Raw genomic sequence first — 24,156 nt, 5'->3', positions numbered from 1 at the left:
GTGGCTGGTCATCCTCTCAGACCAGCTAGGGATCGTCGCCTAGGTGAGCCATTACCCCACCTACTAGCTAATCCCATCTGGGTTCATCCGATGGCGTGAGGCCCGAAGGTCCCCCACTTTGCTCTTGCGAGGTTATGCGGTATTAGCTACCGTTTCCAGTAGTTATCCCCCTCCATCAGGCAGATCCCCAGACATTACTCACCCGTCCGCCGCTCGCCGGCAAAGTAGCAAGCTACTTTCCGCTGCCGCTCGACTTGCATGTGTTAGGCCTGCCGCCAGCGTTCAATCTGAGCCATGATCAAACTCTTCAATTTAAGATTTGTTTGATTTGCTACCCGAGGGTAGCGATGCTCAAAGATTACTTTCTGCAAATATGCATTCGAACCGAAGTTCAAATGTGTACTGCTTTGGTCACTCTTCAAGACTTTGATATTTCTTCTGCCTGCCGAAACAGGCTAGATATCGTCTTGCGAGTGCCCACACAGATTGTCTGATAAATTGTTAAAGAGCGTTCGTTACCTGTTCGCTTGCGGCGAATCTTACGGTAACGCGGGAGGTGCACATTACGCTTTCCCGCTGAAGAGTCAAGGTTTTATTTGGTTTCTTTCGAAGTCAAACTCATCTGTTCTCTTCCTGACCCGGCGAAGTGTGTTTCGTTGTTCCCGGTCAGTGGAGGCGCATTATAGGGAGTTCCTGACAGGCTGCAACCCCTAATTTCAAATAATTTTCCAACCGCGCTTTTTTTCAACGAATTGCAGTAAGAATCAACAAATTTACTATTTTTTGTACTGTATTTGCGAGAACTCACGAGCAAAAGCGCTAACTTGCTGCCAATCGGTGTATTCCACTTCTTTACTTGTATCGGTTTCGCCACCTGTCATACGCATAATAAGTTGAATCATGATGCGATCTAGCCAGCGATAACGTGGGTAACGCAGCGCGCCCGCGAATACACCACAGAGTTTTGGTTGCCAAGGTGAGTTAGCCAGGAACTTGCGTACATAGGCATTCGTTTCTGGAGTGCGCTTCTCTGGCTTACGTGCCGTTAGGTTCACAGCAAAGAATGCACTAGGCATAGCGTTTAGCTGTTCAAGATGTTGGCTAGTGAATTTTGCCAGTACCTTATTAAAATGCCCGTAACGAATAGACGCGCCAATGAGTACTTGTTGATACTGACCAAGATCGACCTGCCCTACTGAAGCAAGATCTTGTACATCACAGGTTGCCAGCACCGCTAACTCATTAGCTATATAAGAAGAGATCGCTTGAGTTTGCCCATCGCAGCTTGAGTAGAGTATCAATACCTTCATAACAACATCCTTAATTCAGAGTTACTCGCGCCAGAATGTCGGCGTAAACAGCACCAGCAAGGTGAACACTTCCAGCCGACCGAATAGCATAGTTATTACCAGTATCCATTTCGCCGCCGGATTCATTGATGTGAAGTTATCAGCGACAACGCCTAAACCCGGCCCAAGATTATTCAGCGTTGCCGTAACAGCAGCAAAGGCTGAAAACTCATCCACACCGGTAGCGATAATCGCCAGCATGCTAATGATGAACACTAACGCGTAAGCGGAGAAGAATCCCCATACTGCTTCAAGTATCCTTTCCGGTAACGCACGTCGGCCGAGTTTAATGGTGTAAACCGCATTCGGGTGAACCAGACGTTTTAACTCCCGCGAACCCTGCAGGTACAGCAGTAGGATACGGATAACCTTCAGACCGCCTCCTGTTGAACCGGCACACCCACCAATGAAGGCTGAACAGAGTAGAAGGATTGGCAGGAATAATGGCCATTTGGCAATACTATCCGTGGTAAATCCCGCCGTTGTTGCCATTGATACCACTTGGAAGAACGCCTGATTTAACGTTTCCAGACTCGATTTGTATACATTGTGATGCCATAGCACCAAAGTACACACCACCACGAGTGTCAGTTGCACAAAGATAAACATGCGAAATTCAGGATCGCGCCAATATACTTTTAGGCTGCGGCCACTGAGTACGGCAAAGTGCAGACCAAAGTTACACCCCGAAATCAGCAAGAAAATGCCGATAATGGTGTTAATCGTCGGGCTGTTAAAGTAACCGATACTGGCATCATGAGTGGAGAAACCACCTATCGCTATAGTAGAGAAACTGTGGGAGATAGCATCAAACACCGACATCCCGGCTCCCCATAAAGAGAGTGCGCAGGCGATTGTCAGTAACACATAGATAAGCCACAGAGTTTTGGCCGTTTCTGCAATACGTGGTCGCATCTTGTTATCTTTCAACGGACCAGGCATTTCAGCCCGATACAGCTGCATTCCCCCAACGCCTAAAATCGGCAGGATAGCCACGGCCAGTACGATGATCCCCATCCCGCCTAGCCATTGCAGCATTTGTCGGTAGAACAATATCGCTTTCGGTAAAGAGTCCAGCCCCACCAGGGTCGTTGCTCCCGTGGTCGTTAAACCGGAAAAGGACTCAAAGAAGGCATCAGTGACAGAAAGATTGGGCCGCTCAGAAAAGAGGAACGGTAAAGCCCCAACACTGCCCAATACCGTCCAGAATAATACGACGATCAGAAAACCTTCGCGCGGCTTCAGTTCGTGCTTCTGTTTTCGGTTGGGTAGCCAGAGAAATAAGCCAATGGCCAAGGCAACAAAGAAGGTTTGACTGAAGGCACGACCGGCACCATCACGATAGATCAAAGCCACCACTCCGGGGATAAACATAGTTCCAGAGAATAAGATGACGAGTAGACCAACAATACGAGTTATGGCACGAAAATGCATTCCGGCACGTTCCTTAGCAATTCACTTGGATGGGGATTATTGCGAAATGAGCGTCAATTGCAACGAACCACGGCTGAGATCACGTAATTTATCCCCAATCTGACAAGCCAGAGTCGCTGGCAGAGAGAGACGGAGGCTGACTTGCACACCGTATTCACCTTGCAAAATCTGGCCGTCGACCTGCTGTAATAGCGATTCCACCATGACCAATTGGGCATAATCACACAACAGAGTATATTCTAGCTGCGGCACTTTATATTTTACTTCTGTCTGTTTTAACGCCTGCTGTACGCCACTTCCGTAGGCTTTGACCAGTCCACCAGTACCCAATTTGATACCGCCGTAATAGCGCACAACAACCGCCGTAATTTCACCAATATGACTACCCAATAACTGTGCCAGTATAGGTTTTCCAGCCGTGCCGGACGGCTCACCGTCATCAGAGAAACCCAATTGTTGGGAATCCGTTGGCGCACCTGCGACAAAGGCCCAGCAATGATGCCGGGCCGTTGGGTGTTCACTTTTGACCTGCTGGATGAACGCCTTAGCCTCATTCACACCACGAGTATGCGCCAGTAGCGTGATAAAGCGGCTTTTCTTTATTTCTTCATTAACACTGACAGAAGCCGCTGGTATGAGATAAGGCTGCATCAGGCCAGATTCAGATCACGCGTCATATTTTCAACCCGTGTTTCATGGATAACGATATTGTCTTCGATACGAATACCCCCGTAAGGCTTCAGTGCATCAATCCGATCCCAATTGAAATGTTTACTGAATTCGCCAATACGCCACGGTGCCAATAGAGAATCAATAAAGTAAAGACCCGGCTCAATAGTCAACACCATACGAGGTTCTAGAATACGGGTGCAACGTAGATAGGGATACTGCGACGGTGCGGCCAGATGAGCCCCAGTATCATCTTGCATAAAACCAGCAGTATCATGAACTTGCAGCCCCAGCGGATGCCCCAGACCGTGTGGCAGGAATGGGCAGGTCAGCCCCTTCTCTACCATAGACTCTTCGCTAATACCTTCCACTAATTTGTGGCTACGCAGCAGTTTAGCCAGGCGTTGGTGCATTTGCAGATGATAATCGGTGTAACGCACGCCGCTTTTGATGGTCGCAATCAGTGCCAGTTGTTCCGCATTCAGGTCACTGATAAGTGTCGCAAAGTCGCTTTTGCTATTAGCGGCATAAGTGCGGGTCAAATCTGCGGCATAACCATTGTATTCAGCGCCAGCATCCAGCAGGAAACTACGCATTTCAGCCGGTGGCTGATATTGCAATGTAGTGTAATGCAATACTGCGGCATGCTCATTGAGAGCAACAATATTATCGTAAGGTACATCAGTATCACGGTGGCCAGTCGCCATCAGGTAAGCGAGATTGATATCAAATTCGCTCATTCCAGACTGAAAAGCCTCGTAAGCGGCGCGATGACCGACCACTGCGGTCTTTTGCGCTTCACGCATACAGGCCAGCTCATAGTCCGTTTTATACGAACGATGGTAATGAAGATAATCCAGCACCGGCTGCGGATTGATATTTTCAGCTGAGATGCCCAAGGCAAGGGCGCGTTCTTGCGCGTAGCCAATGTAAGCCACACGCTGACGCTGCTGTGGCAGCAACCCCGCAATATCCGCGGCTTTGGTTAACGGGAGTACTTCGACGGATGGGGTCCAAAAGCTGTCTGGCAAAGGTTCAACACAGTGCCAATAATCCACCGGTGAGTAGAACCAGAGTTTTGGCTTATTGACGCCATCAACCCATAACCAACAATTTGGCACTTCGGTGACAGGCACCCACGCTTTGAACTGCGCATTGACCTTAAACGGATAATCCCGATCATCAAGGAAAATGCGCTGTAGCTCTCCAGAGTGAATCAGTAAGGCATCAAGCTTATTGCGCTCTAATACTTCACGTGTGCGTTGTTGTAGTGTGGATAAATGTTCGTTATATAAAGAAGCCAGCGTTTCCATCAAAGTACCCTTTGCCAATAGAACTTCAGGTTTTTTATCTTATCACAGTCATCGAGGCGGTGTTTTATCTACCCTCAACCGTGAAATAACTCCGCTAACTCCTTAAAAGATATCATTGAAAGGCGGATTAGCGGGCGGGGATTTTATGTGGCTCTCGTCAATTTATTACCAATGACAGCAGGATATCGTTCAAATGTAGCCATCAATGAAATAATGAGCCTATATATAGAAAAACAATAAATAGTATATATATCAATGCATTCATCAAATCCCTGTGATCGTCACTGCAAAAAAACAATCTCTTGTTTGCATTTTTTTAACAAAAAAACCACACTTCCTGAATATCTGGTCATACCAGATCACATGCGCTTATTCAGGAGATAGATATGCTCTACCAAAGCGAAACACTAAAGTTGCACTGGCTTGAAAACGGTATTGCCGAGTTGGTATTCGATGCCCCCGGCTCAGTAAACAAATTAGATACCAAAACCGTGGCCAGTTTAGGGGAAGCCCTAAGCGTGCTTGAAAAACAAAATGAACTCAAAGGGTTGCTATTACGCTCAACTAAAGCAGCCTTTATTGTTGGTGCGGATATCACTGAATTTTTGTCTCTGTTTAATGCCCCGCCAGAAAAATTGCATCAGTGGCTGGGTTTCGCAAATAGCGTATTTAACCGACTGGAAGACTTACCGGTTCCAACCCTTTCTGCTATTACCGGCTATGCGCTGGGCGGTGGCTGTGAGTGCGTGTTAGCAACCGACTTCCGTATTGCATCGCCAGAAACCCGTATCGGCTTACCTGAAACCAAACTTGGCATCATGCCTGGCTTTGGCGGTTCAGTTCGCTTGCCGCGCCTGTTAGGAGCCGATAGCGCTCTAGAAATTATTGCTGCGGGCAAAGATGTCAGTGCCGCTGACGCGTTAAAAATTGGCTTGGTTGATGCCATTATTGTTCAGGAAAAACTTATTCCTGCGGCATTAAACATGTTGAATCAGGCAATTGCAGGCAAGCTGGACTGGCAAGCCGCACGTCGTCCGAAACTGGAACCGTTGAAGCTGAATGCCACCGAAGCCGCCATGTGTTTTACCATTGCCAAGGGCATGGTCATGAAAGTGGCTGGTAAACATTATCCAGCGCCGATTACCGCAGTAAAAACCATTGAAGCTGCCGCCAAACTGGGTCGTGAAGGCGCGTTAAAACTGGAAACTGACAGTTTTGTTCCATTAGCCGGTTCAAGTGTTGCTCGTGCTCTGGTCAGTATTTTCCTCAATGACCAGTTCGTCAAAGGTCAGGCGAAAAGAATGACGAAAGGCATTAGTGCGCCAACACAGGCGGCCGTGCTGGGTGCTGGAATTATGGGTGGCGGTATTGCCTATCAATCCGCGCTGAAAGGTGTTCCGGTGATGATGAAAGATATCAGCGAAAAATCGCTGGATCTGGGGATGAACGAGGCTGCCAAGCTACTGAATAAACAACTGGAACGCGGCAAACTGGATAGTTTAAAGATGGCAAAAACGCTTGCCACTATCCACCCAACGCTGAACTACGCCGGTATCGAACAAGCCCAAATTATCGTTGAGGCGGTTGTAGAAAATCCAAAGGTTAAAGCTGCCGTATTGAGCGAAGTAGAAACACTTATCAGCGCTGAGACAGTTCTCGCGTCGAATACTTCGACCATACCGATTAATGAATTAGCCAAATCGCTTAAACGCCCGGAAAACTTCTGCGGTATGCATTTCTTCAATCCGGTACACCGGATGCCATTGGTAGAAATTATTCGCGGTGAAAAAACTTCGGACAAAACTATCGCTACCGTCGTGGCCTACGCCACTCAAATGGGCAAAACCCCGATTGTGGTCAATGACTGCCCAGGATTCTTCGTTAACCGCGTGTTATTCCCATATTTATACGGTTTTGGCATGTTGGTTCGCGATGGCGTGGATTTCCGTCAGATTGATAAAGTGATGGAGAAACAATTTGGTTGGCCAATGGGTCCAGCCTATCTGCTGGATGTGGTAGGTATTGATACCGCACATCACGCTCAGGCGGTAATGGCTCTCGGTTTCCCTGAGCGTATGGCCAAAGATTATCGTGATGCTATCGATGTACTGTTTGAAAACCAGCGTTATGGTCAGAAAAACGGTCTGGGTTTCTATCGCTATACACCAGATGCCAAAGGCAAGCCGCGTAAAGAGAACGATGAAACTACCGATGCACTGCTCACCACGGTTAGTCAGCCGCGCAAGTCACTCGGTGATGAAGAAATTATCGCACGCGCAATGATCCCGATGATCAACGAAGTGGTGCGTTGTCTGGAAGAAGGCATTATTGCCAGCCCGGCTGAAGGTGATATGGCGTTGGTGTATGGACTCGGTTTCCCTCCATTCCACGGCGGCGTGTTCCGTTATTTGGATACGTTGGGTACCACTAAATATGTGGAAATGGCACAACGCTACGCTGAACTTGGCGCACTTTACCATGTTCCGGCAGGGTTAAGAGCTAAAGCCGAACATAACGAAACCTATTATCCCGTAGCGGCGACGCTGCCAGATATCTCCACTGACCAACCGGCATGAGGTCTGAAAAAATGGAAAACGTAGTTATTATTGATGCCATCCGTACTCCGATGGGTCGCTCTAAGGGCGGTGCGTTCCGTAATGTCCGTGCCGAAGATCTTTCGGCTCATTTGATGCGTGCGGTAATAAACCGTAATGCAGCGCTGAATGCCGGTGAAATCGACGATATTTATTGGGGATGCGTACAGCAAACTTTAGAGCAAGGCTTCAATATCGCCCGTAATGCTTCTTTACTGGCAGAAATCCCTCACAACGTGGCCGCAGTGACTGTTAACCGCTTGTGTGGCTCGTCGATGCAGGCACTCCATGACGGTGCGCGCGCGATTATGGTGGGTGATGCACAAATCTGCCTGATTGGTGGTGTGGAACATATGGGGCATGTTCCAATGAATCATGGCGTTGATTTCCATCCTGGGATGGGTCGTTCAGTGGCAAAAGCAGCGGGCATGATGGGTTTGACCGCAGAAATGCTGGCAAAAATTCATCATATCAGCCGGGAGCAACAGGATGCATTCGCCCTTCGCTCGCATCAGCGAGCCGCTGAAGCGACGCATAGCGGCGCATTTACCAACGAAATCATTCCAACTTATGGTCATGACGCTGATGGCGTTTTAAAAAACTTTGATTACGACGAAGTCATCCGTCCGGAAACCAGTCTGGAAGGGTTGGCTGCATTACGACCCGCATTCGATCCGGTGAATGGTACCGTGACGGCGGGTTCTTCCTCGGCGTTATCCGATGGTGCTTCTTCCATGCTGATTATGAGTGAGTCCCGTGCAAAATCTTTGGGCTTAAAACCGCGTGCGCGGATTCGTTCCATGGCCGTAGTCGGTTGCGATCCGTCCATTATGGGTTACGGCCCGGTGCCAGCTAGCCAATTGGCGTTGAAACGTGCAGGTTTAAGCATTCAGGATATTGATTTGTTTGAACTGAATGAAGCCTTCGCGGCACAGGCGCTGTCCTGTGTGAAAGGCTTGGGTCTAGCGGAAAGTATCGATGACAAAGTGAACTTGAACGGTGGGGCTATCGCATTGGGACATCCATTGGGATGCTCAGGCTCGCGGATTTCAACAACCTTGTTGAACCTAATGGAGCGCCGCGATGTACAGTTCGGGCTGGCAACCATGTGTATTGGTTTAGGCCAGGGAATTGCGACCGTTATTGAACGTATTTGATTGAAACAAACTATCGGACCCATCAAAACGGGTCCATACCGCTGTTGTACCTGGAGTTTAGTTGCCGTTTTTCCCGCCTGTCAGGGGCGGGCTTTTTTTCTCCACCGGCGGACCAAGGCACAGTGACACGACAACAACGCTATCAAATAAAGGCGAAGGCATCGCCATAGATATGCGTTTCCTCTGCATTACGTTCAGCACAAAAACGCTCTCGGGCAATTTTTGCCATTTCAAACCGACCAGCAATATAAATATCCTGTTCAGCCAACGAACCGTAGTCTTGCAATACTGCGCTTAACACGGTGCCGGTTCTGCCACGCCATTCGTCTTCAGGCTGCTCCACAACTGGAATGACCTTCAGTTGCGGATACTTAATCGTTAGTGCTTCCAGTTCAATCAAATCATAGAGGTGCTTGGATTCACGTCCACCCCAATAGATTGAGACTTCGCGGTTTGGCTGTTCAGCTAATGCCGCCAGTAGAACCGAACGGGCATAAGAGAAACCAGTGCCGCCCGCAATGAGAATCAAGGGTCGAGAGCTGCCCTCTCTAAACCAAGCTTCGCCGTGAGGAATATCCACATCCAGCGTTTTTTCTTTCAAAATGCGATCCATCACGGCCATTGCATACAGATTTAGCTCTGAAGCACCAATATGCAACTCGATATAATCCGTTTCCAATGGCGTAGAAGCCATTGAGAATGGGCGTTTATCACGCTCATCCATCACCACCATCAGATACTGACCAGCGCGGAAAGAAAACGCCGATTCTGGTACTAATTGTACCCGGTATACCGTATCGGTAATGGCCTCTACGGAGGTTACTTTACAGCTCAATGTCGTCATGCGTTCCCTCTGTCGGGTCATCAAATGCAAAACTGAGGACAAAGATCACGCAATCAGCGCTCAGGCTCTTTGTCACTGAATATGGCAAGCTCATCCCAGATAGCATCTACACGAGTGCGAACCTGTTCATCCATCTTGATTGGACGCCCCCACTCACGAGGTGTTTCTGCTGGCCATTTGTTAGTGGCATCCAGCCCCATTTTTGAACCAAGACCGGAAACCGGCGAGGCAAAATCCAAATAGTCAATTGGCGTATTCTCTATTAATACCGTATCCCGCGCCGGATCCATCCGGGTGGTGATTGCCCAGATCACATCATTCCAATCTCTGGCATTAATATCATCATCACAAACAATAACAAATTTGGTGTACATAAACTGTCGTAAAAATGACCAGACACCCATCATTACGCGTTTAGCGTGACCCGCGTACTGTTTTTTAATCGTGACAACGGCCAGACGATAAGAGCAACCTTCTGGTGGTAAATAAAAATCGACAATTTCCGGGAATTGCTTTTGCAAAATCGGAACAAAAACTTCATTCAACGCCACACCCATAACGGCAGGCTCATCAGGTGGACGACCGGTATAGGTTGAGTGATAAATTGCATCTTTGCGCTGAGTAATATGCGTCACGGTAAACACCGGGAAGCTGTCTATTTCGTTGTAGTAACCGGTATGATCACCATAAGGACCTTCTGGTGCCATATGACCCTGCTCAATATATCCTTCCAAAACGATTTCTGCACTGGCAGGGACTTCAAGATCGTTAGAAATACATTTAACCACTTCGGTTTTATGCCCACGCAGTAAACCGGCAAAAGCATATTCAGACAAAGTATCAGGCACTGGCGTCACCGCAGCCAGAATCGTCGCAGGGTCGGCACCCAGTGCAACCGAAACCGGAAAACGTTCGCCAGGATGTGTCTCACACCATTCCTGATAATCCAGCGCGCCACCACGGTGGGATAACCAGCGCATAATCAGCTGATTTTTACCTAACACCTGTTGACGATAAATACCCAGATTTTGCCGTTCTTTATGCGGCCCACGAGTAATCGTCAGCCCCCAGGAAACTAAAGGTGCTGCGTCTTCAGGCCAGCAATGCATCACTGGAATACGGCTGAGATCGACATCATCACCCTGCCAGATTTGCTCTTGGCAAGGTGCCGAACTCAGGCGTTTGGTTGGCATATTCAGTACTTGCTTGAACTTGGGCAATTTATCGAATAAATCGCGAAAACCCTTTGGAGGATCGGGCTCTTTCAGAAAAGCCAGTAACTTACCGACATCCCGCAGTGCGCTAACATCTTCTTGCCCCATTCCCATCGCAACCCGTTTGGCCGTGCCAAACAGATTACACAGTACCGGCATGTCATAACCTTTAGGATTTTCGAACAATAAGGCGGGGCCACCGGCACGTAAGGTACGATCGGCGATTTCTGTCATTTCCAGATAGGGATCAATCGGCTGGGTTATGCGTTTAAGCTCCCCCCTCTGTTCCAGCAACGAGAGGAAGTCACGTAAGTCACGGTATTTCATGCTGATCATTTCGGCGGCTATATGATGCGCCATTATAGGCTGTCTTTATAGCAGTTGCTGTCTTTTTGTTAAAAATGAAAACGTTGTTAGCGACAAATGTCGCATAGCTCCCCGCAAATACCATTATTTTAGACGTTATGGCTCGCTAGCGAGCAAGCCATGTCCGTACTCAAACATTATGTTGTCACTCACGGCGGCTGGCCGAAATCAGGTAAGCTTCCGTGCGAATGGCCAATGTAGGATCGTTGCTGACACCAATACCTGGTGGCAACACCGTTGGAATAAAGACTTTTTTATCACATTGCTGATCCGTAACTTGCTCGATAAATAACCGCCCCATATTAACATCACGCCGATCTGCTGGCCAAGACTGCGTCGGATCAATCAAGTTATCGCCCTTTTGTGCAATGGTGGCGTAGAGATCATATTCTACCGGTCCCTTGGTAAGACGTTGGTGCAATTCTTCCTGCAAAAAATTCGGTAACTGTGCTTTCGCTTGTTCATCACTTAACCCCTGCGGCCCTTTCACCGGTTCCATGCGCCAACGAACGGCATGCTGCTCTTGGCCTTTATAAGTGATAAACGTACTACCGCCCCAATAGGGAATAGAACCGTAGCTGGCGGGTACTGGCTGTGATGCAATGTACTGGGCCTGACGCAGAGTATGCGGATAAGATTGATTAAACGCACTTAGGCGATCCGGGTTGGGTTTCCCTGTTTTTGGATCTGGCACTCTAACCTTTAAGAATTCAATAAATTCTTGTGGTGTTCGAGCAAAAAAGAAAGGCGACGAGATCATCACGAATTGCCAGCGAGATTGCTTTGCATTAACCAACTCAAACGCTAATCCGCGCAAATTTTTCGCGTTATCGGCAGCCTCAGGATTCCCTCCGCCGATTGAAAAACGACCGACAACATCAGCCTGTGCCCCCTTAATCAATAACTCTGCCTGCGAAAGTTCCGCTCCTTTGCCGGTCGCAATAAATTTCCCCGAAAAACAAAAACCTTTGGCATGGGATGCCCGTTGTTGACGGTGTACACCGAAGACATCATTCAGAGCGTCGACCATCTGCTCAGGTGTAATTTTGGCCGCAGTTGCAGCAGCAACGTTTGGCAAACAGCTAAAGGTAATAAGGCATGAGAACAAGGAAGGACTTACTTTTCGCATCAGTTATCTCCTAATATTTCTATCCTGGCAGCACTGGGCAACGGCGACCATTCATGAGTTATACATTAGGAAATTGTCTCATTTGATATGTATTATGTTATTTAGCAAATCATTAAAGCCCTTATCAATACATATACCTGATAGGTTCTTACTTAACCGCTTTAAGTAACCGCCTAGATAATTAATAGGTTGTCCTTCTCTATCTGATTTTGCGCTATTGGTGCTGTAACACTGATAGGGAATCTATATCAAAGCTATTTCATTGACTGTAACTAACCTATATCTAATAGCATTTCCAGTATCTATATCTTAGCCATCTCTTTTGATATGCTGATGTTTCAGTCCTAAGGCATATGAAATCATGGAATCTTGGTATTTATTATATTGCAAGCGCGGGCAACTCTTACGTGCCAAAGAGCATTTAGAGCGGCAGCAAGTTGTCAGCTTTACGCCGACAGCCATGATGGAGAGAATTGTTCGGGGCAAGCGTCAGACGTCCGATGTGCATCTATTTCCAAACTATCTGTTTGTAAAATTCGATCCTGAATGTATTCATACCACAACGATCAGCGCGACCCGAGGCGTCAGTCACTTCGTGCGTTTCGGCGCTGGGCCGACAATTGTATCTGAAAATATAATCAATGAATTAATTAGCTGTTCTCAAAAGGTTATTATTGATCCAGCAGTCCCCGTTCCCGGTGATATTGTCAGGATTAAAGAGGGCGTTTTCGCCGGATTAGAGGCTATTTATAACGAACCCGACGGAGAGGCTCGTTCAATGCTGCTGTTAAATATCCTCAATAAACCGATTAATCAGAGCTTGAGTAACAGCCAGTTCGATAAAATATAAAGCTATTTAGCAAGGCAAGTACGATGCAACACTTGCCTCATTAGGTATCAGCAACTAGCGTTGCATTTTATCATCATGGAGCCACTGAGCCACTTGCCGGGCGAAATAAGTCAGTACGCCATCCGCACCAGCCCGTTTAAAGCATAACAATGACTCCATAACCGCTGGCTTCTCTTGTAACCAGCCATTTTGAATGGCGGCCATATGCATTGCATACTCCCCCGAGACTTGGTAGGCGAAAGTTGGCACACCAAAGGTGTCTTTGACGCGACGCACAACGTCAAGATACGGCATCCCCGGCTTCACCATCACCATATCAGCACCTTCCTGAAGATCCTGCGCAATTTCCTGTAACGCTTCGTCACTGTTTGCCGGATCCATTTGGTAAGTTTTTTTATTACCCCCTTTCAGATTACTGCTGGAACCAATAGCATCACGGAATGGACCATAGTAACAAGAGGCATACTTGGCGGAATACGCCATGATTTGGGTATTAATCAGCCCCTGAGCTTCTAAACGTTCACGAATGGCCCCAATACGACCATCCATCATATCGCTTGGGGCGACTATTTCAGCCCCGGCTTCCGCATGTGACAATGCCTGACGAACCAAGATATCCTTGGTTATATCATTAATAACATAGCCATCATCATCAATCACGCCATCTTGGCCATGAGTGGTATAGGGATCAAGCGCAACATCCGTCAAAATACCCAACTCCGGTATGGCATCTTTCAGCGCACGCACGGTACGTTGTACCAAACCATCCGAATTATAGGCTTCTTCAGCATGTAATGATTTGAAACTCGACTCGATTACCGGGAAGAGAGAAATGACGGGAACACCCAGTTTCGCAATAGCCTCTGCTTCTTTCAGCAACAGATCGATCGTCATCCGCGAAACCCCAGGCATGGAAGGAACGGCTTCCTGTCGATTCACTCCTTCCATGACAAATACCGGATAAATCAGATCGTTAACCGTCAACTGATTCTCGGCAGTCAGACGGCGACTAAAGTCGTGGCGACGTACACGACGCATACGGCGACCTGGGAATGTACCCGGAAATGCATAGCTCATATTTTTCTCCTAACTCAAACCAACCGGAAAACCCGGCGAGCGTTTTCAGCAGTTTTCTGTCCTAGCCATTCAGGTTCTTCTTCTCGCCAAGTGGCAACCTGCCGGACGATGTGAGGCAGAAAACAGGGTTCATTGCGACGAGATGCAGGTTTAGGATGTAGATCCCGGGGCAATAAATAGGGGGCATCAGTTTCTAATAGCAGACGATCGGCGGGAATACGTGGCAGCAACGCCCGCAGTTCAAGACCACGACGTTCATCGCATACCCAGCCGGTAATTCCCACAGACAAACCTAGCGATATGCAAGCATCCAGTTCATCAGTGGTGCCGGTGAAACAGTGCACTACAGCCGCAGGTATCTTTTCCAGCCATGGAGATAGCAGGCTGACAAAACGCTCATGGGCATCGCGGCAATGTAAAAAAACCGGAAGAGACAGCTCGGCGGCAAGAGCAAGCTGTGCAGTAAAAGCGGTTTCCTGCTCAAAAGGTGTAGAAAAATTGCGATTAAAATCCAGACCACATTCACCGATGGCAACCGTAACCGGTGCGGCAGCCTGCTCGCGAATCTGCTGCGCAACCCGATCATTCCAGCGACTTGCATGGTGAGGGTGTACACCTGCCGTTGACCAACAATAGCCCGAATAATCTGCTGCCAATAATGCGGCAGCGTGGCTTTCTTCCGCGTTAGTTCCGGTGATTAATAAACCGGTCACCCCGGCATTTTTTGCTCTCTCAACCACCTGATGGCGGTCTTTAGCAAACTGTGAACTGGTCAGATTAACACCAATATCAAACATAAGTATTCCAAAACAGCAGCCGCCCGAAAAGGGCGGCTTAAAGGAAACTGGCGTATTTAAAGTTCTTTGGAATGCTCTTCCACATCGTCACTGTCTTCTTCCGTCATCGGGCGACGTTGTTTGCCAACATAAAAACGGGCAAAGAACACACCAACCTCAAACAACAGATACATAGGAATCGCCAGCAAAGTTTGTGAGAAGACATCTGGTGGCGTTAATAGCATCCCCACCACAAACGCCCCAACCAATACATAGGGCCGTTTTTTCTTTAGCTCAGCCGGGCTGGTGACGCCGCTCCAACATAGCAAAATAATCGCTATTGGCACCTCAAACGATATGCCAAAAGCCATAAACAGTGCCATGACAAAACTGAGATAGTTGCTAATATCAGTAGCAATCATTACGCCTTCAGGTGCTGTTTTGGCAAAAAAACCAAAAGCTAGCGGGAAGACAATGAAGTACGCGAATGCCATACCTAAATAAAATAATAGACTACTTGAAACCAGCAGTGGTGCCATCATACGGCGTTCGTGTTTATACAACGCCGGAGCGATAAAAGCCCACACCTGATAGAGAATCATCGGTGCTGAAACAAACACCGAAACCATCATGGTCAACTTAATCGGCGTAAAAAACGGCGATGCCACATCGGTTGCAATCATGCTGGCACCCTGAGGTAACTGCTTGATAAGCGGAGCTGATACTAATTGATAAATGTCATTGGAAAAATAAACCAATGCAAAAAAAACCACCAAAACGGTAATGATGCAATTCAACAGCCGCTTGCGCAGTTCTATCAGATGACTAATAAGAGGTTGGGTATCATCAACAGCCATGTTTACCGATCGCCGCCTGGTTGAGTAAGACTAGATTGACTAGAAACAGGATCTGCATGGGATACCGGCGCAGAATTCGGTGTACACGCCAGGGTTACTTTGACATCAGAAACGCCGGAAACCACTGCAGGTGCCGATTCCGCAGCATGAGACGTCTCGACGGTATCCGTATCTAACGCCTTAACCGGCGTCGACGTTACCATTGCAGATTCAGCATGAGCTGCCACATCGTGCATAGCTTCCGGATCGGTAGCCAGCGGATTGTGGATGGTATGAGGCATATCCGAGATCGAATCTGGATGATAAGAACGCTTCAGTGATTCAGCCGCTTCTTTTAACTCATCCATTGAAGCCTTGAGCTCAGGCGTTAAATTTTGCAAACCGGCCTGTTCCACCTTCTTCAGACTATCCTGAAGCTCTTGCAATTTGAGTTCCTGAGACAGCTCGTTTTGAACCGTGGCAGCTAGTGAGCGCAACGCCCGAATCCAGCCAGCAACAGTTCTTACTGCTACAGGTAACCGTTCAGGGCCAAGAACAACCAAGCCTATCACCATCACCAGTAGCAGTTCACTAAATCCGATGTCAAACACGGCTTACACCTGCTCTTTATTTTGACTCTTGGACTCTTCAGCTTTTACTTCCGGCTGCTTATCGGTAATCGTTTTCGTTGTAAAATCAGCGTCATTACTGTTCTTTTCAACATTTGTAGGTGTAGAAGTTTCATCACCAATCGCTTTTTTGAAGCCTTTGATGGATGCGCCTAAATCTGAACCTAACGTCCGCAGTTTATTGGTGCCAAACAGCAGAACAACGATCACGGCAATGATTAATAACTGCCAAATACTGATACCACCCATTTCAATCACCTTTATTAACAGGGGTTACTCCAAAGATGGCCGCATTATACGACATACTTTCTCTCTGGATACTGATCTAACTTACTACGTCTTACGCAATCTTTAAACAACCTACATTCCTGGCAACTATAAGCTGGTACGTCGCCATCCGATAATCCAGGCTAACGCACCTACAACGACCAACCCGACTGAAATCTCGGTTGAACCCGCCAACTGAAAGATCGTACCGCTGACTAATAGTGTAGCGCCCACGCCGAATAAATACCGTGATTGCCCCTGCCGTTGCTGCTGCCCCTGCATTTGTGTCGTTAGCTTATCCACGCTTTGCTGCAACAATTTATGCTGCTGCAAACTGTCATAAACCAGCTCAGGGAGTTCGGGAAATTTTTCAGCCCAAAATGGCGCTTTTTCCTTCAGTGCCCGAATAACCGCCGGTATTCCAACCTGATCTCGCAACCAGCTTTCTAAAAATGGCTTGGCCGTAGTCCAAAGATCAAGTTGTGGATAAAGCTGACGACCCAATCCTTCAACGTACAGCAACGTTTTTTGCAATAAAACCAACTGTGGCTGCACTTCCATATTGAAACGGCGAGCAGTGTTAAATAAATTCAGCAATACATGCCCGAATGATATTTCGGCCAGTGGCTTTTCAAAAATCGGTTCGCAAACGGTACGAATAGCAAATTCAAAATCTTCCACATTGGTATCGCGGGGAACCCAACCTGAATCTACATGTAATTCCGCTACCCGACGGTAATCCCGATTGAAGAAAGCGATGAAGTTCTCCGCCAGGTAGCGTTTGTCTGCTTTATTCAGTGAACCAACGATACCACAGTCAATACCAATATAGAGCGGGTCATTAGGATGTTCATAGCTGACAAAAATATTGCCTGGGTGCATATCTGCATGGAAAAAACTGTCGCGGAATACCTGCGTGAAGAAAACCTGTACCCCACGTTCAGCCAGCAACTTCATATTGGTACCCTGGCTTTCCAATGCAACAATATCAGATACTGGAATACCATAAATACGTTCCATCACTAACACGCTTTCGCGGCAGTAATCTGAAAGTATCTCAGGAACATATAACATTGGGCTATTTTCAAAATTGCGGCGTAGCTGGATAGCATTAGCAGCCTCACGCAGCAAATTCAGCTCATCCAACAGCGTTTTTTCGTATTCGCGAACCACTTCTCTTGGGCGAAGCCGACGACCGTCAGGTAATAATTTAGGGACCCAACCGGCTAGGCGATACATTAATCGTACGTCAGCTTTAATTATGGGTCTTATATCCGGGCGAATCACCTTTAGTACCACTTCCTGACCGTTTTCTTTCAGCCGAGCTGTATGTACCTGAGCAATTGAAGCGGATGCCAAAGCTTCCTGATCAAAATCATCAAACCAGGTTTCCAGCGGCCCGCCCATGGCTAGTTCAATGTGCTTACGCGCTAATGCGCCATCAAAAGGGGCGACGCGATCTTGTAATAAAGCGAGTTGATCAGCAATGACAAGGGGGAACAGATCGCGGCGAGTAGACATCATCTGCCCGAACTTTATCCAGACGGGTCCTAGTTCCTGCAAGGCCAGACGCAGACGTTCACCCAACGGCTTGTCTTTATGACGGTTAGGTATCCAGAAAAACAAATAGCGACCAATGCGTAGTGGGAGCGTCAAACGAATTTTCGGGATTAATTCATCCAGTCCGTAACTCAAAAATACCCGAATAATCAAATACAGCCGCCGAAGCTCTCCTGGCGTCATCGCTTTGTCTCCATTTTGACTAACCGGTTTATAAGTGCGTCCACATCACGGGCGATAGCATCAACCTCTTCGTTGAACCATATCACCTCCAATGGAGCGGGTGCCAACTTCCACTCTTCAGTTAATGCTTCAGCCAAATATTCCTGTTGTTGTTGCAAATGGTTACCCCAAAAGCGACCACCTTTGCGTAACGCCAGCCCTATTGTTTCTGCGGCAATATCACCCAGATAAGGAGCCACCCATTCAGCAGGCTCCCACTCGGCAAGATCCAATAGAGTTACAAGTTGTTGAACCACCTGGATATCGCCGTCAACGACCAATTCACCATTGCGCATCAGTGGAGATAACTGTTGCCGATCCCGCAGCTTAGATAGCGCCGAGAACCTTGTTTTCACCGTACAGTCAGCACTCCCTTCCCACTCGCCCAGAACGTCAACCTGGTTATCACTGAATACCAGTAACAATGGCTGATTAAGCTCATGTAGCTCAACGCGTAACACTTTGCCAAACAGGCGCGAACGTGCGGCTTTCAAGCTCCGATCGCGGAACAAAAGGCTATTTAGCAAGGTTTCTAGCGCTGCGGTAATCAAAGGCGTTAACAGCATTGGTTTCAACAAGATAGGCGAATTCATCTCAGAATTTGAACCCACGATGTAATGCAACAATACCACCGGTCAAGTTTGTATAAGTCACATTCTCGAAACCAGCATCAATCATCATATCTTTCAATGTTTCCTGGTCAGGATGCATGCGAATGGATTCGGTAAGATAGCGATAACTATCTGCATCATTGACAACCATACCACCGATTTTTGGTAAGATATGAAATGAATAGGCATCGTAAACTTTACTCAATGGCTCAAGCAAAGGTTTAGAGAATTCAAGTACTAGAAGGCGTCCACCCGGTTTCAGTACCCGGAACATGGAGCGTAATGCTTTCTCTTTTTCGGTAACGTTTCTCAGACCAAAAGAAATGGTGATGCAATCAAAATAGTTATCGGGGAAAGGCAAAGCCTCAGCATTAGCCTGCACATAGCTGACATTACCGAGAATACCGCTGTCACGAAGTTTTTCGCGCCCCATTCGTAGCATGGATTCATTGATATCAGCCAGGACAACCTGACCTTGATCGCCGACTAGTCGGGAAAATTTGGCCGTCAGATCGCCCGTACCACCAGCCAGATCCAATACTCGCTGCCCACGGCGGACACCGCTGCAATCAATGGTAAAACGCTTCCAGATACGATGAATACCGAATGACATCAGATCATTCATCAAATCGTATTTCGCTGCTACGGAATGAAAAACTTCTGCCACCATGCCTTCTTTTTCTTCTTTGGCTATGGTGCGAAAACCGAAATGAGTGGTTTCCTTAACCTGATCTACCATTTTCTCTGCCTGCTTTTCAGTCAATCTTTCGGGGGAGTGTACCAGAACTGGGGGGAAAGCCCCACTTCGCCTAACGTTGAACCAATGGGATTGCCGCTGTTTTTCAACGCAGTGATATTGAGCGGCATACAGCTAATTCTGATATTTCAATGAGGCAGGACCATCTTGCTGCGACAATTCCACCTCATCATTTACGCGTGCCACATCACCTTCAGGATTGTGTTCTGCGCTAGCGCGCGCCACTAATGACGGACTAATGGGCTTTTTAACTTCAACACCCAAAGCACGGAAACCTTCAACCTGTCCTATCAGGTTACCACGGCCTTGAGCCAGTTTGTTCATTGCCTGGCGATAACTTATATGCGCTTTATCCAAGCTTTGTCCGATCGATTCCATGTCATCTACAAATAAACGCAATTTGTCGTATAACCGACCCGCACGTTCAGCGATAAGCTGGGCATTTTGGCTTTGGTGCTCATAGCGCCATAAGTTGGTAATCGTGCGTAACGCGACTAACAGCGTCGTTGGGCTGACCAACATAATATTGTGCTGTAGTGCTTCGTTTATTAATTCCGGTTGTTTATCAATGGCGACCAAAAATGCGGGTTCTACTGGGATAAACATCAATACATAGTCCAAAGTACGTAAGCCAGGTAACTGCTGATAGTCTTTTCTACCCAGCAATTTGATGTGATTTCGAACTGAGGCCAGATGCTCATTAATGGCTATCGTCCTCTCGGCATCATCTTCACTGTTAAAATAACGCTCGTAAGCTACCAATGACATTTTGGCGTCAATGACCACATCCTTGCCCTGAGGAAGACGAACAATAACATCAGGCTGCATGCGGCTATTATTATCGAGGCTCACACTGATTTGCGTCTGGTATTCATACCCTTCTCGCAGTCCGGAGGCTTCCAGTACTTTACTGAGAACAACTTCACCCCAGTTACCCTGAGTTTTGTTGTCGCCTTTTAATGCTTTAGTCAAGTTGAGTGCTTCACGTGCCATTTGTGCGTTTAGTTGCTGGAGACTACGAATTTCGTGTGTCAGCGTGTGCCGTTCACGGGCTTCCTGACCAAAGCTATCTTGAACCTGACGGCGAAAACCTTCTAGCTGCTCACGTAGTGGCAACAGCAGCTTATCCAGACTTTGCTTATTTTGTTCATCTGTCCGCCTCCCCGTTTGATCAAAGATGCGGTTAGCCAGATTTTCAAACTGAGTGGTGAGTCGTTGCTCACTATTCATCAGCAAACGCTGCTTTTCTTCCGCCGCCAGACGCGTCTCTTCAAGACGAATGGTGACTTCGCGTAATTCAGCTTCCTGCGCGCTATTCACTTCACGCTGGGCGCGCAACTCCTGATTTAGCTGTTCGCATTCATTTCGCCAATGACCAAGCTGCTGTAATTTTTCATTGGCTGCAGCCAGTTGGCTATGCAGATTACGCAGCTCCAATGCATTCTCCTGAAGCGTTTGCTCATTACGCAACTGAATTTGGTGTTGAGCGGACAGCTCTTGCTGCGCCTGCGCCAAGGATTGCTCCAAAAGGCGCAGCGTCGTTTCACGCTGCGTATTGATCTGCTGAAAGCGCAGGCTGGCAATTAGCCACCCAATCAATCCTCCAACCAGACAGGCACTCAAACCCAAAAATAAACTGGTATCCACGGCTCCTCCGCCACATTAACCCTCTGCCCGTCAAGGTAAGACGATACTGTATGGATGTCCAGAGGGTTTTTGTCTTACATCTGGTGATGCGAGGCCGCGCGCAAAATAATAAAACCCTTCGAAACGTTGTATTCCTTCACCACTAAATCGGATAAAACAAGACATCCCAACAGCAACCGACAATCGGAGCTACCCTATCCAATGAGAGAGCCATTTAATTCCAAAAGCACCAGGAGCCAAGATACCGAATGCCCAAATCAGGGCTGAAGTGATATTGACGAGCTGGAAGTAACGTTGAGGCATAGCACAAATACCAGCAACCAAAGGAACAATAGCCCGCAATGGGCCAAAGAAACGACCGATAAAGGCACCAAAAATACCCCAACGTTCGAAAAAAGCATGACCACGGACCAGCAGTTGGGGATTACGTGAAAGCGGCCATAATGTTGCTACACGATCCTGATAGTGAAAACCGATCCAATAAGAAAGCCAGTCGCCAAAGAATGCCCCCGAGGCAGCCGCGGCCCAGATTGGCCAGAATGGAATACCACTTTCACCGATCAGCGCCCCTAGCCCCAACAGAATAACGGTCGCGGGAAACAGCAGTGACAAAAACGCCAGTGATTCACCAAAAGCGAGGACAAAAACGATAGGTATCGCCCAGATTTCATGTTCGCGAACAAAATCCGTTATGTAAGTAATGAGATCATTAAGGGTCACATGCATTTTCCTGTTATTGATGATGTTACGAGCCAACAGCATAACCAATCCAAGTTGACTCTAACTCAACAAAAAACAAACGGCCGGTGAATGCCGGCCGTTTAAATTAAGGTTAATGCACAGTATTACAGATTTCAGGCCGTTGCAGTAACAGGTTGCGCCGCCATTTCTGCCGAACGACGTTTCCACAACTCACGCCATTTCTTGAGTGCGGCAATCAGAATAATTACGCCCAACGTCATCATGATGATCGAGATGATGCCATTAAACAGGTTGTAACCTTTGGCTGCCGAATTGAAATATACGTGCTTGATCATCCAATAACCTGCGTAGTTTACGGTGACAAACAGATAAGCCAATGGGATAACACAAGTCAGCATATAAACACGTTTGGTAGCCAGGCGCAGGATAATGGTTGCACCGATAATCAGGCCAACGGATGCCATTAGCTGATTGGATACACCGAACAAAGCCCAAACGGAGTTGATATCGCCAGAGTTCAACAAGTAACCCCACAGCGCACAGGCTATAACGCTGCAAACTAAAGTGCCAGGCAACCAATCGGTACGCTTCAGTGGTGCCCATATATCACCAAGGAAGTCTTGCAGCAAATAGCGTGCCACACGAGTACCAGAGTCAACAGCAGTCAGGATAAATACCGCTTCGAACATCACAACGAATTGGAAGAAATAAGCAGCCATACTACTGAACCAAGGCACACGAATGAAAATATCTGTCATACCCACAGCCAAAGTAACAGCACCGCCAGTACGTCCATACAAGTCCAGACCAATTTCCTGGCTAAGCGTTGGCAGATTCACAACTTCCATGCCTAGTGCACCCCATGCTTCAGCAGAGGAGTTAATAGCAAAGTAGTCCGCAGGATGTAAAGCCGTTGCAGCGATCAATGCCATTACGCCAACCATACATTCAGCCAACATGGCACCGAAACCTACCGGTAAAATATCGCTCCATTTATCGATCTGTTTTGGCGTCGTACCTGAGCCAATAAACGCGTGAAAACCGGAGATTGCACCGCAAGCAATAGTGATAGAAATAAAGGGCCAAACCGGGCCAGCCAACACGGGGCCACCACCGTGAATAAATTGCGTGACTGCCGGGAACTGGATTTCTGGGTTAATGAAAACAACGCCGATAACCAATGCACCGAATACACCGATCTTCATAAAACTGGATAAGTAACCGCGGGGAGTCAGTAGCATCCACACAGGTAAAGCGGTCGCAAAGAAAGCGTACATTGGCAGAATGATACTGACAGTATCCGCTTTCAACATCAGCCATTCACCCAACCAAGTGCCTTCAATATAAGGCCCGACAAAAACGCAAACCATGATGGCGGCGATACCAACATAGGAAGCACCTTTCATACTGCCGGTCATGCGCTCCCATAAACCAACGCAGATGGCGATTGGGATGGTCATAAAGACGGCGAACGTGCCCCAAGGGTTACGTTCCAAAGCGTGCACCACAACCATCGATAAACCTGCCATCGTGATGGTGATGATAAACAACATGGCCAGACCGGTACACCAGCCAGCAATGGGACCCAATTCTGATTTAGCAACCTCAGAAAGAGATTTGCCCTGATGTTTCATTGAGGCAAATAACACGACCGTGTCGTGAACTGCGCCACCAATCACGCAGCCGATAAGCAACCACAGAAAACCAGGTAAATAACCATACTGAGCTGCTAATACTGGGCCAACCAAAGGACCCGCGGCTGCAATAGCCGCAAAATGGCTACCAAAGTTAACCCATTTTTTAGTTGGGACGTAATCTTTACCATCTTCAAAGGTGTGGGAAGGTGTTACTTCAGTATCATCGACTCGCAGCACCTTACGAACGAAAAAGATACCGTATAAACGGTAGCAAATCGTCAGGACACACGCGGAGGCGATAACAAAGGTAATCGCATGTTGCATGATCATTCTCTCCAGGGAATTTATCAGGTGCTAACATACGCCTGGGTTATAAAAGGAGTGCAGGGGATCTGATTGAGCGGTAGCCAGCATGATTAAGCGGTAAAAAAAGGCGATTGAGTGGTGGATGTCGAGAGGCAATAAAGAGACCTGAAGAAAAAGCTGACGGGGAATTCACCGTCAACAACATGATAT

Annotated in this window: 21 protein-coding genes and 1 other annotated feature (1 of these 22 only partly in view); of the genes, 3 read left to right on the top strand and 18 right to left on the bottom strand. The window is 47.6% G+C overall.

Translation table 11 applies throughout. From position 1 onward, the window contains the following. Window positions 1–314: a sequence feature (16S ribosomal RNA rRNA prediction is too short), on the bottom strand; it reaches 446 nt to the left of the window's first position. A gap of 462 nt (window positions 315–776) precedes the next feature. From hemG to pepQ, 4 genes are read right to left on the bottom strand one after another with little or no spacing between them, the layout of a single operon-like run. After that, the gene (hemG, locus tag DJ39_RS02940) at window positions 777–1,310 is read right to left on the bottom strand and encodes a menaquinone-dependent protoporphyrinogen IX dehydrogenase (RefSeq protein WP_004720466.1); all 534 of its coding nucleotides are present in this window, start codon (window positions 1,308–1,310) and stop codon (window positions 777–779) included. Window positions 1,311–1,331: 21 nt separating this feature from the next. Beyond that, window positions 1,332–2,783 carry a Trk system potassium transporter TrkH gene (gene trkH / locus DJ39_RS02935; protein ID WP_038243239.1) on the bottom strand — a complete coding sequence of 484 codons (1,452 nt, stop codon included), beginning with the start codon at window positions 2,781–2,783 and terminating at the stop codon, window positions 1,332–1,334. Window positions 2,784–2,819: 36 nt separating this feature from the next. Further along, on the bottom strand, window positions 2,820–3,434 hold the full coding sequence (locus DJ39_RS02930; RefSeq protein WP_038251138.1) for an IMPACT family protein: 615 nt from the start codon (window positions 3,432–3,434) through the stop codon (window positions 2,820–2,822). Beyond that, entirely contained in the window at window positions 3,434–4,765 is a 1,332-nt protein-coding gene (gene pepQ, locus DJ39_RS02925; protein ID WP_004720470.1) for a Xaa-Pro dipeptidase, read from the bottom strand. The genes DJ39_RS02930 and pepQ overlap by 1 nt, the downstream gene beginning before the upstream one ends. Before the next feature lie 386 nt (window positions 4,766–5,151). On the opposite strand from pepQ, the gene fadB reads away from it, so the two are divergent. Together fadB and fadA are read left to right on the top strand one after the other, a co-directional pair. Next, on the top strand, window positions 5,152–7,341 hold the full coding sequence (gene fadB, locus DJ39_RS02920) for a fatty acid oxidation complex subunit alpha FadB (RefSeq protein ID WP_004720472.1): 2,190 nt from the start codon (window positions 5,152–5,154) through the stop codon (window positions 7,339–7,341). Between the two features lie 11 nt (window positions 7,342–7,352). Continuing rightward, window positions 7,353–8,516, top strand: a complete 1,164-nt coding sequence (gene fadA / locus DJ39_RS02915) for an acetyl-CoA C-acyltransferase FadA (RefSeq protein ID WP_004720474.1) — start codon at window positions 7,353–7,355, stop codon at window positions 8,514–8,516. Window positions 8,517–8,658: 142 nt separating this feature from the next. On the opposite strand, the gene fre is transcribed toward fadA, so the two are convergent. From fre to DJ39_RS02900, 3 genes are all read right to left on the bottom strand, one after another. Next, on the bottom strand, window positions 8,659–9,360 hold the full coding sequence (gene fre / locus DJ39_RS02910) for an NAD(P)H-flavin reductase (RefSeq protein WP_004720476.1): 702 nt from the start codon (window positions 9,358–9,360) through the stop codon (window positions 8,659–8,661). Window positions 9,361–9,413: 53 nt separating this feature from the next. Then, complete coding sequence (gene ubiD, locus DJ39_RS02905; protein WP_038243257.1) at window positions 9,414–10,910, bottom strand: 4-hydroxy-3-polyprenylbenzoate decarboxylase; 1,497 nt, start codon at window positions 10,908–10,910, stop codon at window positions 9,414–9,416. Between the two features lie 175 nt (window positions 10,911–11,085). Beyond that, on the bottom strand, window positions 11,086–12,069 hold the full coding sequence (locus tag DJ39_RS02900) for a catalase family peroxidase (RefSeq protein ID WP_038243234.1): 984 nt from the start codon (window positions 12,067–12,069) through the stop codon (window positions 11,086–11,088). 361 nt (window positions 12,070–12,430) lie between these two features. On the opposite strand from DJ39_RS02900, the gene rfaH reads away from it, so the two are divergent. Continuing rightward, window positions 12,431–12,919: a transcription/translation regulatory transformer protein RfaH gene (rfaH, locus tag DJ39_RS02895; protein WP_004720482.1), complete on the top strand. Its 489-nt coding sequence runs from the start codon at window positions 12,431–12,433 to the stop codon at window positions 12,917–12,919. Window positions 12,920–12,973: 54 nt separating this feature from the next. On the opposite strand, the gene hemB is transcribed toward rfaH, so the two are convergent. From hemB to DJ39_RS02840, 11 genes are all read right to left on the bottom strand, one after another. Next, the gene (gene hemB / locus DJ39_RS02890) at window positions 12,974–13,996 is read right to left on the bottom strand and encodes a porphobilinogen synthase (RefSeq protein ID WP_004720484.1); all 1,023 of its coding nucleotides are present in this window, start codon (window positions 13,994–13,996) and stop codon (window positions 12,974–12,976) included. Between the two features lie 14 nt (window positions 13,997–14,010). Next, window positions 14,011–14,793: a 3'-5' ssDNA/RNA exonuclease TatD gene (tatD, locus tag DJ39_RS02885; RefSeq protein WP_004720486.1), complete on the bottom strand. Its 783-nt coding sequence runs from the start codon at window positions 14,791–14,793 to the stop codon at window positions 14,011–14,013. A 56-nt stretch (window positions 14,794–14,849) separates the two neighbouring features. After that, window positions 14,850–15,629: a Sec-independent protein translocase subunit TatC gene (gene tatC / locus DJ39_RS02880; RefSeq protein WP_004720488.1), complete on the bottom strand. Its 780-nt coding sequence runs from the start codon at window positions 15,627–15,629 to the stop codon at window positions 14,850–14,852. 2 nt (window positions 15,630–15,631) lie between these two features. Continuing rightward, a complete protein-coding gene (tatB, locus tag DJ39_RS02875) occupies window positions 15,632–16,219 on the bottom strand; it encodes a Sec-independent protein translocase protein TatB (RefSeq protein ID WP_004720490.1) in 588 nt (195 codons plus the stop codon). Between the two features lie 3 nt (window positions 16,220–16,222). Then, window positions 16,223–16,486 (bottom strand): Sec-independent protein translocase subunit TatA, encoded by a 264-nt coding sequence (tatA, locus tag DJ39_RS02870; protein WP_038243231.1) that lies wholly within the window; start codon window positions 16,484–16,486, stop codon window positions 16,223–16,225. Between the two features lie 126 nt (window positions 16,487–16,612). Further along, entirely contained in the window at window positions 16,613–18,247 is a 1,635-nt protein-coding gene (ubiB, locus tag DJ39_RS02865; RefSeq protein WP_038251137.1) for a ubiquinone biosynthesis regulatory protein kinase UbiB, read from the bottom strand. After that, complete coding sequence (gene ubiJ / locus DJ39_RS02860; RefSeq protein WP_038243227.1) at window positions 18,244–18,879, bottom strand: ubiquinone biosynthesis protein UbiJ; 636 nt, start codon at window positions 18,877–18,879, stop codon at window positions 18,244–18,246. The genes ubiB and ubiJ overlap by 4 nt, the downstream gene beginning before the upstream one ends. 1 nt (window position 18,880) lies before the next feature. Beyond that, window positions 18,881–19,636, bottom strand: a complete 756-nt coding sequence (gene ubiE, locus DJ39_RS02855; RefSeq protein ID WP_038243253.1) for a bifunctional demethylmenaquinone methyltransferase/2-methoxy-6-polyprenyl-1,4-benzoquinol methylase UbiE — start codon at window positions 19,634–19,636, stop codon at window positions 18,881–18,883. Between the two features lie 132 nt (window positions 19,637–19,768). Beyond that, a complete protein-coding gene (gene rmuC / locus DJ39_RS02850; protein ID WP_004720500.1) occupies window positions 19,769–21,301 on the bottom strand; it encodes a DNA recombination protein RmuC in 1,533 nt (510 codons plus the stop codon). A 189-nt stretch (window positions 21,302–21,490) separates the two neighbouring features. Further along, on the bottom strand, window positions 21,491–22,021 hold the full coding sequence (locus DJ39_RS02845) for a DedA family protein (protein WP_038243250.1): 531 nt from the start codon (window positions 22,019–22,021) through the stop codon (window positions 21,491–21,493). 134 nt (window positions 22,022–22,155) lie between these two features. After that, a complete protein-coding gene (locus DJ39_RS02840; protein WP_038243223.1) occupies window positions 22,156–23,964 on the bottom strand; it encodes a carbon starvation CstA family protein in 1,809 nt (602 codons plus the stop codon). Window positions 23,965–24,156: the final 192 nt, after the last annotated feature.

Origin of the sequence: Yersinia ruckeri ATCC 29473, from assembly GCF_000754815.1 — a bacterium.
In the GTDB taxonomy this organism is placed as follows: domain Bacteria; phylum Pseudomonadota; class Gammaproteobacteria; order Enterobacterales; family Enterobacteriaceae; genus Yersinia; species Yersinia ruckeri.
This window is presented reverse-complemented; position numbering and strand designations above follow the sequence as displayed.